Below are 18,771 nucleotides of genomic sequence, written 5' to 3' on the forward strand. Positions count from 1 at the left end.
CCCCCTGAAACGAAAAAACACGCCCGGGGGCGTGTCGATACCACACTTTTTCGTCACGGATCACGCTTTCGGTGCAATCACGCGATAGGCCAACGCACCCAGAATGGCACCGACGATCGGAGCAACCCAGAACAGCCACAGCTGGCTGACGGCCCAATCCCCCACAAACAGGGCGACCCCTGTGCTGCGCGCCGGGTTGACCGAGGTATTGGTCACCGGAATGCTGATGAGGTGGACAAGCGTCAGGCACAAGCCGATGGCCATGGGGGCAAAACCGGCCGGTGCACGGCTGTCGGTGGCACCCATGATGACGAACAGGAAGAAGCCGGTCATGACCACTTCACACACCAGCGCCGCCAGCAGGCTGTAACCGCCCGGCGAGTGTTCGCCATAACCGTTGGAGGCAAAGCCGGCACTCACATCAAAGCCAGCCTGACCGCTGGCAATCACATAGAGCACGGCTGCGGCAGCAATCCCGCCCAATACCTGAGCGACTATGTAAGACAACACGCCGGATGCCGGGAAGCGGCCACCGGCCCACAGCCCCAGTGTCACGGCCGGGTTCAGGTGACAACCTGAAATGTGGCCGATGGCGTAGGCCATGGTCAGCACAGTCAGACCAAATGCCAGCGCCACGCCCAGCAGGCCAATCCCCACGTTCGGGAAGGCGGCGGCCAAGACGGCACTGCCACAGCCCCCCAACACCAGCCAGAAGGTGCCCATAAACTCAGCTGCAAAAGGTTTCACATTTATATCTCCCAATGATGAATGGAACATGAGCCAGGGCTCATGAGGTCGCCGTTATTAAACGGGCGACACATTATGGGAGTGTGAAATAGCAAGGCGTAGTGAGCCCGCCTTATTCCTGAAATGTGATAAAAGTCACAAGTTATTGATTAATTGGGGGGATTGCCGGCAAGATGCAAACTGCACCAGACGGAGCTTATCCATGCAATGCGACAACTTGTGACCCTGCTGACTCTTTTGACAACAAGTCAGCATGCGAGTGGATAAACGAGGAGGGCGCACGGGCGCCCTCCTCTCACACTGGTCCTCAGACACAGTCAGCGTCGGCAGGATTCAGCGATAGCGGCCCCGCACCGAACTGGTGGCCCGCCCCGCCATTTTGATCAGGCTCTGGCGGGTATGGAAGTGGCAGAGTGCCACCCCCAGCGCATCCGCCGCATCCGCCTGAGGCGTGGCCGACAGCTTGAGCAGATGGGTCACCATGTGCTGCACCTGCTCCTTGGCCGCGCCGCCCGTGCCCACCACCGCCAGCTTGATCTGGGTCGCCGAGTATTCGCTCACCGGCAGCAGGGCATTGACCGCCGCGACTATGGCGCTGCCCCTGGCCTGACCCAGCTTCAAGGCAGAATCGGCGTTGCGGGCCATGAAGACCCGCTCTATGGCGAACTCGTCGGGCTTGAACTGGGTGATGATCTCGCTCACCCCGTCATACACCTGCTTGAGGCGGGACGGCAGCTCGCCCAGGTCGGTGCGAATGCAACCGGAGCCCAGATACTCCGCCTTGCCTGCGACTATGCGGATAACGCCGTAGCCTGTGATGCGCGAACCGGGGTCTATCCCCAGAATAATGCTCATGGCCGCTCCGCCATGCTGGCCTGGGGGCGGCTCACAGCCTCATCACCCGTGAGCCGGGGGCCCGGCTCCATTCCCAAAACAATGCTCATGACACTCTGTTGCTCTGAAGGCAGTTCATGGCCGCCAAGATAGCAAACAAGCGTCCGCTTGGCTCGCGCGGCGGCGCCCTCGCTGGCTGACTGCGCAGGGATCCGCCATCTTGTACAGTGGTCTGCCGGTTCCTTCACCCGTGCGGGCCCGCCAAATCAGGCACCACAGGCGCAGGAGAAAGGTCAGGTCGCCAGCGCCACCAGCCGCTCGGCCAGTCGATGGCCGTGCAGATAGCTCTCGATGAGTGCCCCATCGGCCTTGCCCAGCTCGATTTGCCGATACCAGTGATCGAGCATCGCCACGAAGCCCCGCTGGGCCAGTACCGGCTGCCAGTCGTCCGGTGCCAGAGTCTGCACAGTTTTGTCTCGGGCAATCGTGCCCCGGGTGCAGTTTTCCAGGTGCAGGGAGAGATTGTCGCCATAGGCATCGACACGCTCCTCCGTGATGCCGGCGCTGCGGTTCATGCTGCCGCTCACCGCCGTCTGCCCGCTTTGCCAGGCGACGCTCACTCCGGCCAGCAATTCGGGCTGCTGACTGCTGCGCCGCAGCACAGCATGCAGATCCCCGGTAGGTAGGCAGGCCGCCATAGAAACAGAGGCTGTCGAGCACATGGATAAAGTCGTCGAACAGGAACTGGCGCGGCAGCCCCGGCAGGGCGTGTCTGTGCTTTTGCCAGTTGAGCTCGGTGAGCGGCTGATTATCTGTACGGGTGGCGCGCATGGCGGGCAGATAGCGGCGGTTGAAGCCGACAAACAGCGGGCAGTCCTGCGCCATGGCAAGATTGGCGAGCGCCTCCACCTCGGCGTAATCAAAGCAGAGCGGCTTGTCGACAAAGGTGGAAATGCCCGCTTGCAGGCATTGGCGGGCCAGCGCGAAGTGCACCGAGGTGGCGGCGTGGATCATCACGGCGTCGGGGCGACTTGCCAGCAGCGCATCCACATCGGTGAAGCACTCGGGGATCCGGTATTGGCGAGAGAGCTTGTCCAGCACCTCTGGGCTTCGGGTGCAGAGCAGCGGGGTGACCCGCTCGTCGCTGGCAATCAGCGGCAGATAGGCCTTCTGGGCAATATCGCCAAGGCCAATCAGGGCAATGCGCATCTCGACTCCTTTTCACTCGATAACGGGATAACCGGCTAAGTTGCCCGCACCATCTCAGGATTTCCCCCGCAGATCCAGCCTTGCCGCAACCTGCGGCTGCCTCATCCCTCTCAGCCTTCCCCTTCGCAAGGGCGAGGAGCAGGCGAGAGTGGCTTTACTACCTCCCCTGCCAAGAGACAAGGTGGACTGATATGTATCGCCAGCAAAACGGGTTTCGTATTGCACCCATTTTGGCTAACATGCCCCACTTTCAGGAGACACAGGGACAAGGAACTGATGAGCAACAAGACGCTGCAATCCCTCTTTCACTACAAGCGCTGGGCCGATGGCGAACTGCTGGATGCGATCGCCACGCTGGATTCGCAGCAATATGCCGAAGCCCACCACACCTGCCTTCGGATCTTCAACCATATCCATGTGGTCGATGCCATCTTCAAGGCCAATCTGCTTGGGGAGTCCCACGGCTTCAGTGCCACCAATACCCCGGAAACGCCGACCCTGGCAGTGCTGCGCAGCTCGGTCACCGCACTGGATAACTGGCTGGCGGAGTACGTCACCGCCCTCAGCCCGCAAGACGGTGAAACCTCGCTTTCGTTTCGCTTTGTCGATGGCGACAGGGGGCAGATGAGCCGCGAGGAAATGCTGCTCCATCTGGTGACCCACGGCGGCTATCACAGGGGAGCGATCGGGCGAATGCTGGTGCAGTGCGGCATCACGCCGCCGCGCGATACCCTGACCACCTTTTTGCATCGCAGCGAACCCAAGCGGCGCGGCGAATATGGCTCACCCTTTGCGGGATAATGGAGTCTTGCCCTTATGAACCAACTCACGCGCTTCTCTCACCCGTTCCTGCTCGTGCTGCCATTGCTGCTGGGCGGCTGCGCCGCCGCTATCGATCACTACTCGGGGCGCTTTCGCAACACCTTGGCACCAGGGGAAACCCGCGCGACCATTCGCGCCGAACTGGGCGAGCCCCAGCTTTGCCAGCAGGCCACCTTTCTGACCGAGGATAAGGTGCAGGGTTGCGATCGCTTTACCGTGCTCGGCAAGATCCACAAGCGCGCTGACGGCAATGGCCAGGCCACGGCGAGCGCCGTGACTATGGGGCTGGGGGAGCTGATCTTGATACCGATGACGGTGGCTGGCGTGGCGGCGGACTACACCCAGCGCCACACCCTCACCGTCTATTACGATCGGGACGATCACTATCTGTTTCACACCCTGCTCAATGCCAAGGGGCAGGAAGTGTGGCAATAAAGGGCTATAAAGCTGAACGCTTTGCTGCCCCATGGCCAGGTGACAGCCGTTTGCAGAGTGACTCGGGAAATCCCGTTAAGATTGCTCTCTGCGATCCAGCCATTTACCCACTCTGGCCCCCAGCCCGGAGCAGAGCAGGGCGCTGACAATCGCCCCTATCATCCGGTTGGTCTCGGAGAGCGCTTTTGTCTCAACAAACTGATAGGCAATCAGATTGAAAATGAGGATCCCGAACAGCAGCCCCAGCCCGCTGCCCATCTTCTCTCTTCTGGATTTGACTTTCACTGCCATCTATTGCTCCTGTGCAAGGGAGCCGACCATTCAGCCCCTCCCCTTATCCATAGGCCGAACAAGATAGCAAAGCCGTGCCTGCTTGCCCGCCTTTATCGCACCTGCTTAAGCGCTTTGATGACGCAGTTCAAAAAACGATGATTTCCTGATGATTGCATGCGTTTTGTGCTCGCTGGATCGGCTTCGTTTGACTTACTATAGCCATCCAGAACCTGTTGAACTGCAATAGGTCACAGCCCTCGCTGGTCAATGGAGCATTTTGGAAGCAGTAATCCGCGGGCGGTAGCGTGTTACTTGTATAACAAGCACCACTGATGTAGCTATATAAGAATGTTGGCTTAATTTCACACTCTATAACTTTAAATTTCAAGAAGAGATACATTCCTATGTCACATATATTAATCGAGCGAATATTAAACAGAGCAGAAATATCAAAATCAGAATCTGATTTTAGCTACTTTTTTTCATTACTATTAACCGCAGAGGCGCTAACAAAGACAATTGTCCTTGGAATCGTATCTACGATATCCGAAGATAAAGATAGAAATCGCTACAGATTAGAGCATCAATTGGTTAGGGCTGATGGGATTGGCGACTGGGGTAGAGTACTAGATGATGCTGTAACTGGAGCCGCATCTCAATTCCTTACAGTTGAAGCAAGAATAGAGCAATCAGAAATAACAAAATCATGTTCTAAAGGCGAGTGGCAATACGATTCCGTCTATGAACTGAAAAAAGCCATTGATATTCTAGGACTAGATTCTGAAGAATTTAGCTCAAAAACCGATCTAAAAAGATGGTTTAGACTTTTTTCAACACTTAGAAACAAAACGAGAGCTCACGGTGCCACGCAATCAGAGCATGCTTCAAATGCCGCACCACACCTAATGAATAGCATCATGCTCATCTATAAGAACTTCTCTATATTCAAAAGGCCATGGCTTCATTTACATAGAAATTTGAGTGGAAAATATCGAGTAACACCGATTAATGGAGTAACACCGATTAATGATGATATTTCTGAATTTTCACACTTAACTAAAAAAAATGATTTAAATTATGCCAATGGCATATATTTAAAAATTGGAGATCTAAGGAAAATAAATTTAATAGAGACCAACTCAGATCTTAGGGATTTCTATATATCAAATGGTGGAATGAGCAATAAGAAATATGAACTACTCTCTTATGAAACTGATGATCGGATTGACGGTGATGGCACTGCATTTTTAACTCCACCAGGTACATTACCAGCAAGTAATACCGAAGGTAAAGGTGAATTAATACCAATTGGAAATTGTTTATCAAATGCGCCGGACTTACCTAATGATTATATATCCAGACCAGAACTAGAAAATGAATTATTAGATCTAATTAATGATAACAAAAGACCAATAATAACATTATTAGGTCGAGGAGGTATAGGTAAAACCTCTTTAGCATTGAAGATCATACAAGAGCTTTACAAAGACAACAAGTATCTTGGTATTGTGTGGTTGAGTTCCCGAGACGTAGATTTACAACTAACAGGACCCAAGCCAGTCAGACCATTAGTATTATCACCAGATGATATGGGTAAATACTATGCCAGTCTGGTACTAACTGACGATAAAATTAAAGAAAAACAATTTAATCCAAGAGAATATTTGGAAAAACAATTACAGACATCAGATTTTGGTACGTGCCTTTTTGTTTTTGACAATTTTGAAACAACACAAAATCCGGCAGAAATGTTTAGCTGGATTGACTCATTTATCCGCCTACCTAACAAGGCACTAATTACAACGAGACTTCGTGAGTTCAAAGGAGATTACCCAGTAGAAGTTGGAGGAATGACCGAAGACGAATCAACAAAACTGATAAATCAGACAGCAATAAAATTAGGCGTTGATAGATACATCGATGGAAAATATACAAGAGAGCTAATTGAAAAATCTGAAGGCCATCCATATGTCATAAAAGTTTTACTCGGTGAAGTAGCAAAAAATAGATCTGCAGGAAGCATAACCCGACTCGTCGCTGGTACTGAAGATATCTTGACTGCTTTATTCGAGAGGACTTATTCGTCACTCAGTCCATGTTCACAACGAGCTTTCCTCACTTTATCCGCGTGGAATTCACCTGTACCAAAACTTGCCTTAGAGGCTGTACTCTATCGGTCTACAAATGAGCGTCTAGAGGTTGAAAAAGGGGTTGAGGCATTACTTCAATATTCTATGGCTGAAGTCTATATCACCCCAAGTGATCAACAAGAATTCGTAAGACTACCTCTTGTAGCTAGTGTTTTTGGTAAGAAAAAATTAAATATAAGCCCAGCAAAGCAGTCTATACTTTCTGATGTGGAAATTCTTCAGATGATGGGACCAAGTCGTAAAGATGATATGACTTTAGGGTTAGCAAAGAAAATTGAAAATTTAATAAAAAACATTGCAATAAAGGTAGAGTCTGGTGATGAATATGCCAAATACCAACCGATAATAGAAATAATGTGTAGAGCCTATCCTTCAGGATGGCTTATCGTTGCTAGATGGAAAATGGAACTCAGAAATCAAAATGGATATGAATTAGCAAAGCAAGCACTGAATCGCTTGTTAGAGAATAGTAATGATACTTTAGAAATATCTGAGGGTTGGCGTCTTCTAGGTCATTGCTGTTACCAGACAGGTGATACTTTGGGTGAGGTACATGCCTTTACTGAAAGAGCTGAGTTTTCTCATGTCCCTTTCTATGATTTATCAAATACAGCCAACAGATTTTTCTCATTTATAAAAGATTCTGCAGAGTCTGACAGAATTCAAAACAATGCAATGGCAAATAAAATATTACAAATGATGGATAATAGAGTATCAGAAGCCGAAGGGACAGATTTGTCAAGAATGGCTTGGCTAGCTATAAAATCAGGACAAGAATCTGCAGCTATAAAATATGTCAAAGAAGGTCTCGATATGGAGCCTGAAAACTTGCATCTAATAAAACTATCACAAAGACTAAAAATCAATAATGATATCCATCATGAAGAAACAAACTCATAAAAATACTGAATATACACATGAAATATAAAGCTAACGCATTAATAACTAAATAAAAAGGCGACCATCCGGTCGCCTTTTTTTCTATCGCTTTCCTATCAGGGAAATATCACCGAGCCGATCGCTTGGCGCCGTTGCCTTTTGCGGCAGGCTTGCCGCCCTGGGCTGCCGCTTTGGCGCTTGGGTTGGCGGTGCCGGCGCGGGTCGGGGCTTTACCCTTGTGCACGGGTTTCCCCTGCCCTGCTGGTTTGTCCTGACCTGCACCTTGGGCAGCAGGCTTGCCATTACCAGCGCCTTTCTGCAACTGAGAACCAGCCGGTTTGCCATTGCCTGCCTTGCCACCAGTCGCCTTGTTGCCAGCCCCATTGCCACGCTGATGGACTATGTTGCTGTGGCGGGTCAGGGCCGGTTTCAGCCCCTTGTTGATGCTGCGCTCGGCCTTTGCCTCGCCGCGACCTTCCGGCGGCACCAGGCAGTTGGGGCCGTTGCCGATCAGATGACCCTTGCCCATTTCCAGCAGGGCCTCGCGGATCATGGGCCAGCCGGCCGGATCGTGGTAGCGCAGCAGCGCCTTGTGCAGGCGGCGACGGCGCTCACCCTTGACCACGAACACGTCCCCGCCCTGGCGACTCACCTTGTTGAGCGGATTTTTCTCGGTGTAATACATGGTGGTGGCGTTGGCGAGCGGCGACGGGTAGAAGTTCTGCACCTGATCGAGCTTGAAGTTGTTGGTCTTGACCCAGAGCGCCATGTTCACCATGTCTTCATCCGTGGTGCCCGGGTGGGCCGAGATGAAGTAGGGGATCAGGTACTGCTGCTTGCCCGCCTCTTTGGAATACTTGTCGAACAGCTCCTTGAAGCTGTAGTAGCTGCCCATACCCGGCTTCATCATCTTGGAGAGCGGGCCCTCTTCCGTGTGCTCGGGGGCAATCTTCAGGTAGCCGCCGACGTGGTACTTGGCCAGCTCCTTGATGTAGCGCGGATCTTCCACCGCTATGTCGTAACGCACCCCGGAGGCGATCAGTATCTTCTTGATCCCCTTCACATCCCGCGCCTTGCGATAGAGGTTGATGGTCGGGGTATGGTCGGTGTCCATGTGCGGGCAGATAGTAGGCCAGACGCAGGAGGCGCGGCGACAGGTCTGCTCGGCCCTGGGGCTCTTGCAGCGCAGCTTGTACATGTTGGCGGTGGGGCCGCCGAGATCCGAGATGACACCGGTGAAGCCCGGCACCTTGTCGCGGATCTCTTCGATCTCTTTGATGATCGACTCTTCCGAGCGGCTCTGGATGATGCGCCCCTCGTGCTCTGTGATGGAGCAGAAGGAGCAGCCGCCAAAGCAGCCACGCATGATGTTGACCGAGGTCTTGATCATCTCGTAGGCCGGGATCTTCTCCTTGCCATAGGCCGGGTGCGGTACCCGCTGGTACGGCAGGCCGAACACGCCGTCCATCTCGTCGGTTTCCAGCGGGAAGGCGGGCGGGTTGACCCAGACGATGCGATCGCCGTGGGCCTGGGAGAGCGCTCGGGCGCAGCCCGGGTTGGTCTCGTGGTGCAGGATGCGCGACGCGTGGGCGTAGAGCACCTTGTCCTCTTTCACTCGCTCGAACGCCGGCAGCTTCACATAGGTTTTTTCCCATGGCTTCTGCTTGGGCGGCTGCACCAATATCGGCTTGGCCTCCTGCGCCACCTCGGTGGCGTCATCCGAGCAGGGCGCCCCTTCCATGTAGGGGTTCATGATGGGATCGATGCGGCCGATCTGATCCAGCTTGCTCGAATCCACCCCGCGCCACTCGGGCAGCGGCTCCTTGCGGATCACGGCGGTGCCGCGAATGTCCTGCATGGTGTCGATGGTTTCGCCATTGGCGATGCGGTGCGCCACCTCGATCAGCGGCCGCTCGGCGTTGCCATAAATGAGGATGTCGGCCTTGGCATCCAGCAGGATGGAGCGACGTATGGTCTCGGACCAGTAGTCGTAGTGGGCAATGCGGCGCAGCGATGCCTCTATGCCACCTATGACCACCGGCACCTCTTTGAAAGCTTCTTTACAGCGCTGGGTATAGACCAGGGTGGCGCGGTCGGGCCGCTTGCCGCCTATGTCTCCCGGTGTGTAGGCATCGTCGTGGCGCAGCTTCTTGTCGGAGGTGTAGCGGTTGATCATGGAGTCCATGTTGCCCGCGGTCACCCCATAGAAGAGGTTGGGTTTGCCCAGACGCATGAAGTCATCCTTCGATGACCAGTCCGGCTGGGCTATGATGCCGACCCGAAAGCCCTGGGATTCCAGCATGCGGCCTATGACCGCCATGCCGAAACTCGGGTGATCCACATAAGCGTCACCGGTCACCAGGACTATGTCACAGCTGTCCCAGCCGAGTTTGTCCATCTCCGCTCTGGACATGGGCAGGAAGGGCGCAGTGCCGTAGCACTCGGCCCAGTAGCGGGGATAGGAGAAAAGGTGGGTAACCGGCTGCATTTTGAACACCTGGAACAATTCGGGTCGCGCATTATACCGGCAGAGCAGAGCGGGAGCGATGGCTTTTTGCCCCTACAGAGCAAGGGGGAAAAGCGAGCCAGTGACTGGCTCGCCTCAATAACGCGGGGTTGAACGGGATCAGGCCAGGACGCGGGCCAGCACTATGCGGCTGTAATGGCGCTGCAGCAGCTGATAACCACCGAGCAGACACCAGACCAGGGCTGGCGCCAGGAAGATGGGATGAGTCGCGAGGCGCAGCATCAGCAAACCCAGCAGGATCAGCGCAAACGGACGGCTCTCGTAGAGCCACAGCGGCCAGCCCTGCTTGCGGGCAGGGAGTGGCTTGTCGATGCGTCGATAGGCACTGCGCCTGAACCAGGCCAGGGAACCGGCCAGATAGAACGCCAGTCCGGCCAGCAGCAGACCCGGTTGCTCGGCAACCCCCAGCAGCAGCAAACCGCTGCCCATATAGGCAAAAGGCAGCGGCTCATAGATAGCAGATGGCAACATAGCTCACCTCAAGGTTAAAACTGGCTACATATTAACCGCCGACTGCCGTGATGCCATCCGCTTTCTGAGGCTTGCACCTATATGGGTGTAGGCATCAGGCCGCCGGTTTATCCTCGGCTTTCACCGCCAACTCGGCTGCCAGCGCCTCGTCCACCAGCAGATCCCGCGCCCCTGTCATTCCCGCCCGTTTGGCCAGCAGATGATAGATGGCAGGCACCATCAGCAGGGTCACCAGAGTCGCGAGAGACAGCCCGAAGAACACCACTGTCCCCACCGCCATCCGGCTCTCGTAACCCGCTCCCATGGAGAGCATCAGCGGCACCGCACCAATAATGGCGGTCAGCGACGTCATCAGAATGGGCCGCAGGCGGCGCACCGAGCCGGCAATGATGGCCTCATCAAACGCTTCCCCACGCTGACGCAGCTGGTTGATGAACTCCACGATCAAGATGCCGTTCTTGGTCACCATGCCGATCAGCATGATCATGCCGATCTGGCTGTAGATGCTCAGCTCCTGTCCCGTCAGCCAGAGGCCGAGCAGGCCACCGAAGATGCCAAGGGGAACCGTCACCATGACCACAGCCGGGGTCAGCATGCTCTCGAACTGGGCCACCAGCACCAGATAGACCACCAGCAGTGCCAGACCGAACACCATCACCATCTCGCCCTGGTTGTCGCGATAATCCTTGGACTCACCGGCGTAATCCACCGTCATGCCGCTCGGCAGATTGGCATTGGCCCAGCCATCGAGGAAGTCCAGCGCCTCCCCGAGGGTGCGATCCGGCGCCAGATCGGCGGTGAGGGTCACTGCCTTCTGCCGCTGGTAGTGGTTGAGCCGTTGCGGGCTCGCCACCTGTTTGACGGTGGCCAGGGTGGAGAGACTCACCATCTCGCCACTGGCAGCCTTGAGGTAGATGCGGCTGAGATCGGATACACCGTTGAAATCGTGCTGATTGGCGCGCAGATAGACGTCGTACTCCTCGCCCCTGTCCACATAGGTGGTCTGGCTCACGCCGCCGAGCAGGGCCTGCAACGAGCTGGCCACGGTCGACACCGGAATGCCGAGCTGGCTGGCCCTGTCCCGCTCTATGGTCACTTGCAGCTCGGGGGTCTTCTCGGCGTAGTCGAGATCCGGCATCGACATCAGGCCGCTCTGGACCGCCGCCTCTTTCAAAGCCAGCCCCTGCTGGTAGAGCTCGGCATAGTCGGAGCCCTGCAGCACGAACTGGACGGCAGCGGTCGAGCCGCCCCGAAAGCCCGGCTGGAAGGTGCGGATCATCACATCAGGGATCCCCGCCAGTCGTCCACTCAGGGACTGGGCAAACTGGGTGGCGGTTTCGTCCCGCTCGGCCCAGTCGGTGAGCTGAATGATCGCCATCCCGGTCTGATCGCCGCCACGGCCAAAGGCCGGGGTGCTGAAGCTCATGGCCTGCACCACGCCCTTGCCCAGCAGCGGCATGATGGCGGCCTCCACCTGCTGCATGTTGCGCTTCATTCGCTCTATGCTGGTGCCCTCGGCCCCCTTCACAAACACATAGAGCACGCCCCTGTCTTCGGTAGGGGTCAGGCTGGTAGGCAGCTGACCAAACAGGGCGCCGATGCCGCCAAGACAGAGCAAGAGCACCAGCGGCGTCCAGGCCGAACGGCGCAGCACCCAGCCAAGCAGGCGTCGGTAGTGTTTTTCTGCCCAACCGAGGCCGCGATCGAGCGCCGCCGTCAGCACATTGGGTTTGTCGACGGAGCGCATCAGCCAGGAACCCATGGCCGGCGTCAGGGTCAGTGCCACCAGGGAGGAGAAGAGCACGGCCAGGGAGAGCAGGATGGCGAACTCGGTGAATAGCCGCCCCACCATGCCATCCATGAAGGCGATGGGCACAAACACCATCACCAGCACGGCCGTGGTCGCCACCACGGCAAAACCCACCTCGCGGGTGCCGTGCCAGGCCGCCATCAGCGGTGGCTCACCCCGTTGCAGGTGGTGGTGAATGTTCTCCACCACCACTATGGCGTCATCCACCACCAGACCGATGGCGAGGATCAGTGCCAACAGGGTAATGAGGTTGATGGAAAAACCAAGATACCAGGCACCGATAAAGGCGGAGATCAGCGACACAGGGACCGTAATCGCCGGGATCAGTGTGGTACGCCCCTGCCCCAGAAACAGATAGAGCACGGCCACCACCAGCACGGCGCTGATGGCCAGCGTCTCGTACACCTCGTCGATGGCCTGCTTGATGAAGATGGTGGAGTCATAGTCGACCTCGAGCTTGGCCCCTTCCGGCAGGAAGCGCTGCATCTCGGCGACCTTCAGCTCGATGCCCTGGGCCACCGCCAGGGGGTTGGCGGTGGACTGCGCGACTATGCCGATCCCCAGACTCTCGCGACCATTGCGCTGATAGGCGCTGTCTTCGTTCTTGGCGCCCACCTCCACATCGGCGATGTCCGCCAGATAGATGCTCTGACCGTTGTCGGCACTGCGCACCTGCAAGGCCTGGAAATCGGCAGCTGTGTGGTAGAGGCGGGCAATCTGCACCGCCATCGTCATGCTGTTGTTGCGGATCTCCCCCCCGGGCAGCTCGATATTCTCCCGCTTGAGGGCATCCTGCACGTCCGCCACCGTGATGCCACGGGCCGCCATGTCCGCCGGGCGCAGCCGCACGTACATCACCTGGGTCAGATCGCCGGAGAGGGCCACCTCGCTCACCCCGTCCACCAGACTCAAGGGGTCGACCAGCACGCGGTTGGCGTAGTCGGTCATGGCGGTACGGTCCATCTGGGTGCTGCTGAAGTTCAACCAGACAGCGACATCGCCGTTGCCGTTGTCCTTGGTGACCATGGGTTCATCCACGTCGTCCGGCAGCCTGGGCCGGGCACGGGAGAGGGCATCGCGCACATCCGAGGTGCCCTCCACCATGTTCCAGCCAAGCTTGAACTCCACCGTGATGACTGAGCGCCCCTTGCGGGTCACCGAGTTGATGTTCTTGATGCCGCTGATGCCGGAGAGCTGATCCTCGATGGGCTTGGTGACCTGGCTCTCCATGACGGCGGGGGCCGCCCCCTCGTACATGGTGGTGATGGAGACGGATGGCGTCTGCACATCCGGCATCTCGCGCACCGTCAATTTGCTGAAAGCCACCAGACCAAACACGGTCAAGAGGGCACTCAATACCACAGCCACCAAGGGGCGACGAACAGATATATCGGAGAGCCACATCAGCCTTTGACCTCCGCCAGATCATGCACACTGATGCCGTCACGCAGATTGACCAACCCCTCTACTACTATGCGATCGCCGACCTTCAAGCCCTCGGTGACCCACACCTCTTCACCATGGGTATCCCCCAGCACCACGGCCACCCGCTTGACCCGACCATCGGGCTCGAGGCGATAAACGAAGCGCTGTTCACCGGCGTACTCCACCGACTGGGCGGGGATCAGGGTCATCTTCTGGGGCGGCAGGGAGAGCTCCACATTGAGCAGCATGCCGGGCCGCAACTGACCGTCAGGATTGGGAATGATGACTCGGGCCTTGATGTTCTGGGTATCGTTGGACACCCGGCTGTCGAGGGTCTCCAGCACGCCATGAAATGATTGTTCCGGCCAAGCCGAGCTGGTGGCTGTCACCGCCATGCCGGGGCGCAGCAGGGAGAGGTAGCGCTCGGGCACCGCCAGATCGAGCCGCAGCCTGGCAAGCTCATCGAGATGGAGCAGGGTGTCACCACTGTTGACCAGGGCCCCTTCACTCAAGTCGATGAGGCTGACGGCGCCGTCAAACGGCGCTTGCAGGGTGCGCAAGGAGAGCTCGTAACGTGCGGCATCCACCCTTGCCTGTACCTGTGCAACCACAGCCTCCTGCCCCTCCAGCTCAGACTGGGTCACGGCGCCGCGCGCCACCAGCCGGCGCATGTCCCGCAGCTTGCGAGCCTCATCGCGCGCACTGGCACTCTGCTCGGCGAGCTCCGCCTGCTGCTTGCCCGCATCCAGCGCTATCAGGGTATCGCCCTGCTTGACCTGCTGACCGGAGCGCACCGCTATCTTGACGATACGCCCTGTCACCTCGGGGCTTATCACCACGGAGCGATTGGCGGCCAGCTTGCTCACCAGCCTGATGGAGGGTTCAGCCAGACTCTGCTTGACCGTTTGCGCCCTGATATTGACCTGCTTGGGCTGGGGTTTGCTGACAGCTTCACCGTTACGGTAATACCAGACACCCAGCATCAGCAGGGAGAGACAGGCGATCGACAGCCACATACGCATTTTCATCAAGCAATCCATGAAATTAGGGAAAAAGGAGGCACTTCATCAATGATGGGCATCATGTTACCCCCTGACTATGCCGTGACTATGTATAAATGTGACAAAACGTAACAGAAGCGGTGGAAGATCACCGAAATCGTCGCCACAGGAGACGTTCTTGATGGTTCTGCCCTAAACTGATGAACCGAACCAGTCCAGATCAGGCCCGGCCGCCTATGCCAGAAAAACGCATTCATATCGTCACACGCAGCCAACACTGGCTGCTTGGTACCCTCGTCATGCTGCTGCTTGCCCTCACCTTCCATCAGACTCTGAAACAGGTCACCGAACTCAACGAGCGCGATACCCATAACATGGCTTCGCGCTTGGGATCCCAATTCCAGCAGATGGAAACAGTACTTGAGGCCATGCGGGGCCAGGCCGAGGAGCGGCTGCGCAGCAATCCGCAGTCGGCCCTGACGCGCCAGCTTTATCAAGCCCTGCGCGTAGATCCCGAGCTGGGATTCTCGCTCGACAAGGTGCCCGCCAACCTACCCGCCGGGCTCAGCGGCAATCTGACCGGGCTGGGCCGACTGCCCGCCCCGGGCAGTGAGCGGGAAGCCAGACTGCATCTGGCGCTCAGTCTGTCCCCCCTGCTCTTCACCGCCAGCAAACTGCTGGGGGACAAGGTTGCCTGGCTCTACTTCACCGGGGTAGATGACTTTATCTATCTCTACCCCTGGATCCCCTCCAGCAAATTTCGCTTTCATCGCGCCATCTATCTCAAATCTTACTGGCAGGATGCCCTGAAACAGCAAAACCCCAGCCAGCGCGCCATCGTATCGCGCCCCTACGAAGATTTTGCCGGCAAGGGGCAGATGATCTCCCTGTCACAACCCATAGTGAAGGATCAAACGCTGGTGGGGGTCATCAGCATAGATGTACTGCTCACGCGACTCGATCGGCTGCTGCATGAATTTCCTCCCGAGATCGGCGACCTTTTTTTGGTCAATCAGGATCTGCAGCGCCTGGCCAGCAGCGCGCAGGGGGCCGACTTTGTCCCAAAGTTCCAGACTGACAGGCATGGTTACCAGTGGCAGCAAGGAGCCCTCCAACTGGTCCAGGCTATTCCTGATACGCAACTCAGCCTGATCCATCACATCCCGCTGACCGCCCTCACCCAGGCCCTGTTCTGGCATTCACTCCCTTCCCTGATCACCATCCTCTTCATGATGTGGGCGGCGCTCTCCAGCCTCAAAGCCCGTCGTCTGAACCGGCAGCTCGACTACCTCTCCAGTCACGATGCCCTGACCGGCGCCTACAATCGCCACTATTTCGACGAATTCGAGCGCCTTCATCTGCGAGCCAAAGCCCGTGACGTCGGAGTTGTTATGTTCGATTGCGATCACTTCAAACAAGTCAACGACCGCTTTGGTCACGAAGTTGGCGATCAGGTGCTGATCCGGCTGGTCACACTCTGCCAGCCTCTGCTGAAGAAAGAGGATGCCCTGATCCGCTGGGGTGGCGAGGAATTTCTGCTGCTCGCCAGAGGGCGCGAGCCCCTCGAACAACTGGCCGAGCGGCTGCGCCTGCAAATAGCAGAACATCCATGGGAGGAGATAGCGCCAGACCTTGCGGTCACCATCAGTCTGGGCTATCACCATTGCCGTGCCGGGACGCCACTGAAGGAGGCTATCCACCGGGCGGATCTCGCCCTCTATCAAGCCAAAGCCAATGGACGCAATCGAAGCGAAGGCTGGCAGGATGACGGCGCCAAAAACACGGGGTAAGCTGGGATCCTCACTCACCTCAGGAGAGACAAAGTGTCACGAAAACCCCGCGTGGGATTGGCTCTGGGCAGTGGTGCTGCCCGAGGATGGGCCCATATCGGCATCATACGGGCGCTGGAGCGCCTGGGCGTCAAACCGGATCTGGTGGCGGGTTGCTCCATCGGCAGCTTTGTCGGTGCCGCCTATGCTGCTGGAGAGCTGGACAAGCTGGAGTCCTGGGTGCGCGGCTTCAGCCGGTTGCAGGTGGTCAGCCTGCTCGACCCCGCCCTCTCCGGCGGGCTGTTTCGCGGGGAAAAGGTGTTTGGCATCGCCGCCAATCACTTGGGCGACCCCGTCATCGAGAGCCTGCCCCTTCCCTTCGCCTGCGTTGCCACCGAGCTCGATACCGGCCGCGAGATCTGGCTGAAAGAGGGGCCGCTGCGCCAGTGTGTACGCGCCTCCTGCGGCATGCCTGGCATACTCACCCCTACCCTGGTCGAGGATCGCTGGCTGGTAGATGGCGCCGTGGTCAATCCCGTGCCCATTTCGCTGGCCCGCGCCATGGGGGCCGAGGTGGTGATCGCCGTCAACCTCAACGCCGACATGCACCAGCCCTGGACAGATGAACCGGACGAGCCCGTCACCGGCAACCGCTTCAGTCAGTGGCTGAACCGGGGCGATGGCCCCAATACCCCGGGGATGTGGAGCGTAATGACAGGTTCCATCAACATAATGCAGGAACGCATCACCCGCGCCCGTATGGCGGGGGATCCGCCCGAAATCCAGCTCTGCCCGCGCCTTGGCAGCTTCTCCATCATGGACTTCCACCGGGCCTCCGATGCCATCAACGAAGGGGAAGCCTGTGTCGAACGCAACATGGAGCAACTCAAGGATGAGCTTTCCCGTCTCGGCTTGATTTGACGCCAGGTGCCAACCTGACGAGCCCATCAAAAAGAGCGCCAGCGGCGCTCTTTTGCTTTCTTGCGGCGGGCAAGCCATCAGAACAACCCCAGCCCCTTTAACATCACGATCAGGATCAGCAGCGGTGACACATAACGGATGATGAAAAACAGCGGCTTGAGGATGGCCAGCTCCAGTTCGCCCTCGTTGGTCAACGCCGCCTTCATCCGCTCGAAACCCCATACCCAGCCCACGAACAGGCAGAGGAAGATACCGCCAAGGGGCATCAACACATTGGATGAGACGAAGTCGAACAGATCGAAGAAGGTCTTGCCAGCGATCTGCACCTCTGCCAGCGAGCTGTTGGAGAGCGCGCAGGTTGACCCGACCGCCCCTAGCACCAGCAAGTTGAGCAGGGTCGCCTTGGGACGGCTCATGTGAAAACGCTCGGACACAACGGACACAGGGACTTCCAGAATGGAGAGCATGGCGCCCGTGGCCGCAATGGCGGAAAGCACGAAGAACAGCACCATGAACAGGTGACCGAAGGGTATGCTGGCGAACACGGCTGGAATAGTGATGAACAGCAGGGAGGGACCCGCCGTTGGCTCGAAGCCGAACGCAAACACAGCCGGGAAGATGGCGATCCCCGCCAGCATGGAGACGAACAGATCGGCGCACATCACCCGGACGGTAGTCAGCGGTATGTTCTGATCATCCCGAAAATAGCTGCCATAGGTCATCATGCAGCCCATGCCGATGGAAAGCTTGAAAAACGCCAGCCCCATGGCGGTCAGCACCACACCGGCGGTGATCTTGGAAAAGTCCGGCGAGAACAGAAAATGCAGCCCCTGACTCGCCCCTGGCAGGGTCAGACTACGAATGCCGATCACCAGCAGCAGGATGAAGAGCACGGGCATCAGCTTCTTGGTAACAGCCTCGATCCCTCTGGAGACCCCCATCAGCAGTATGCCCCCCATCAGCGCCAGCACCAGCCACTGCCAGAGCAGACTCTGTAGCGGATTGGTGATAAGCGCATTGAAGGCTGCCCCCGTGACCGCAGGATCGGTTGACAGTATCTCGCCGCTGGCCGCCTTGAAGATATAGGCAAACACCCAGGCCGCGACCTCGGAATAGAAAGACATGATGAGGAAGGCCGCAACCACCCCCATCAGGGCAATCAGCCACCAGGGCTGGCCCCTGGGTGCCAGCTTGCTCAAGGTCGTCACCGCATCGGCTTTGCCCTTGCGGCCCAGCATGATCTCGGAAATCATCACCGGCAGACCCACCAGCAGGGTGGCAATGACATACACCAGCAGGAAGCTGGCGCCGCCGTTTTCACCGGTCAGGTAGGGAAATTTCCAGATATTGCCTAGCCCGACGGCAGAGCCCAGGGTAGCGGCAAGGACACCGAATTTGCTGGTAAAGCCATCTCTGGCCTTGGGAAGGATTTGACTCATGCTTGTCTCACTGTGCGCATCATGCAAGGGATACCCCTAATTTCAGGGTCAGAATTTTC

Annotated in this window: 13 protein-coding genes and 1 pseudogene; 5 read left to right on the forward strand and 9 right to left on the reverse strand. The window is 57.2% G+C overall.

The genetic code is table 11. From position 1 onward, the window contains the following. Positions 1-60: 60 nt before the first annotated feature. From aqpZ to AACX78_RS16660, 3 genes and pseudogenes are all read right to left on the reverse strand, one after another. Positions 61-747 (reverse strand): aquaporin Z, encoded by a 687-nt coding sequence (gene aqpZ, locus AACX78_RS16650; protein WP_159166857.1) that lies wholly within the window; start codon positions 745-747, stop codon positions 61-63. Positions 748-1,080: 333 nt separating this feature from the next. Continuing rightward, positions 1,081-1,602, reverse strand: coding sequence for a crossover junction endodeoxyribonuclease RuvC (ruvC, locus tag AACX78_RS16655; protein WP_042873682.1), 522 nt, complete (start codon positions 1,600-1,602; stop codon positions 1,081-1,083). A 272-nt stretch (positions 1,603-1,874) separates the two neighbouring features. Beyond that, positions 1,875-2,790: pseudogene (locus AACX78_RS16660) on the reverse strand (Gfo/Idh/MocA family protein). Positions 2,791-3,066: 276 nt separating this feature from the next. Between AACX78_RS16660 and AACX78_RS16665 the strand changes: the two are divergent. Together AACX78_RS16665 and AACX78_RS16670 are read left to right on the forward strand one after the other, a co-directional pair. Continuing rightward, positions 3,067-3,591, forward strand: a complete 525-nt coding sequence (locus tag AACX78_RS16665; RefSeq protein ID WP_159166858.1) for a DinB family protein — start codon at positions 3,067-3,069, stop codon at positions 3,589-3,591. A 15-nt stretch (positions 3,592-3,606) separates the two neighbouring features. Then, the gene (locus tag AACX78_RS16670; protein ID WP_159166859.1) at positions 3,607-4,047 is read left to right on the forward strand and encodes a hypothetical protein; all 441 of its coding nucleotides are present in this window, start codon (positions 3,607-3,609) and stop codon (positions 4,045-4,047) included. A 75-nt stretch (positions 4,048-4,122) separates the two neighbouring features. On the opposite strand, the gene AACX78_RS16675 is transcribed toward AACX78_RS16670, so the two are convergent. Continuing rightward, positions 4,123-4,338, reverse strand: a complete 216-nt coding sequence (locus tag AACX78_RS16675) for a hypothetical protein (protein WP_159166860.1) — start codon at positions 4,336-4,338, stop codon at positions 4,123-4,125. Between the two features lie 386 nt (positions 4,339-4,724). On the opposite strand from AACX78_RS16675, the gene AACX78_RS16680 reads away from it, so the two are divergent. Then, positions 4,725-7,370, forward strand: coding sequence for an NB-ARC domain-containing protein (locus AACX78_RS16680; protein ID WP_159166861.1), 2,646 nt, complete (start codon positions 4,725-4,727; stop codon positions 7,368-7,370). 106 nt (positions 7,371-7,476) lie between these two features. On the opposite strand, the gene AACX78_RS16685 is transcribed toward AACX78_RS16680, so the two are convergent. From AACX78_RS16685 to AACX78_RS16700, 4 genes are all read right to left on the reverse strand, one after another. Then, positions 7,477-9,837 carry a YgiQ family radical SAM protein gene (locus AACX78_RS16685; RefSeq protein WP_159166862.1) on the reverse strand — a complete coding sequence of 787 codons (2,361 nt, stop codon included), beginning with the start codon at positions 9,835-9,837 and terminating at the stop codon, positions 7,477-7,479. A gap of 138 nt (positions 9,838-9,975) precedes the next feature. Next, the gene (locus AACX78_RS16690; RefSeq protein WP_159166863.1) at positions 9,976-10,347 is read right to left on the reverse strand and encodes a hypothetical protein; all 372 of its coding nucleotides are present in this window, start codon (positions 10,345-10,347) and stop codon (positions 9,976-9,978) included. 94 nt (positions 10,348-10,441) lie between these two features. Then, positions 10,442-13,561 carry an efflux RND transporter permease subunit gene (locus AACX78_RS16695; RefSeq protein WP_159166864.1) on the reverse strand — a complete coding sequence of 1,040 codons (3,120 nt, stop codon included), beginning with the start codon at positions 13,559-13,561 and terminating at the stop codon, positions 10,442-10,444. Beyond that, entirely contained in the window at positions 13,561-14,610 is a 1,050-nt protein-coding gene (locus AACX78_RS16700; protein ID WP_236556351.1) for an efflux RND transporter periplasmic adaptor subunit, read from the reverse strand. Before AACX78_RS16700 ends, AACX78_RS16695 begins: the two co-directional genes overlap by 1 nt. A gap of 209 nt (positions 14,611-14,819) precedes the next feature. On the opposite strand from AACX78_RS16700, the gene AACX78_RS16705 reads away from it, so the two are divergent. Both AACX78_RS16705 and rssA read left to right on the forward strand, forming a co-directional pair. Continuing rightward, positions 14,820-16,373 (forward strand): sensor domain-containing diguanylate cyclase, encoded by a 1,554-nt coding sequence (locus AACX78_RS16705; RefSeq protein WP_159166866.1) that lies wholly within the window; start codon positions 14,820-14,822, stop codon positions 16,371-16,373. A 33-nt stretch (positions 16,374-16,406) separates the two neighbouring features. After that, positions 16,407-17,273, forward strand: a complete 867-nt coding sequence (gene rssA, locus AACX78_RS16710; protein WP_011898481.1) for a patatin-like phospholipase RssA — start codon at positions 16,407-16,409, stop codon at positions 17,271-17,273. 77 nt (positions 17,274-17,350) lie between these two features. Here the strand turns inward: rssA and AACX78_RS16715 are convergent, their stop codons facing one another. Further along, a complete protein-coding gene (locus AACX78_RS16715; RefSeq protein WP_159166867.1) occupies positions 17,351-18,712 on the reverse strand; it encodes a sodium-dependent transporter in 1,362 nt (453 codons plus the stop codon). Positions 18,713-18,771: the final 59 nt, after the last annotated feature.

The sequence above is a fragment of the Aeromonas sp. 9A genome, assembly GCF_963900955.1.
In the GTDB taxonomy this organism is placed as follows: Bacteria; Pseudomonadota; Gammaproteobacteria; order Enterobacterales; family Aeromonadaceae; genus Aeromonas; species Aeromonas salmonicida.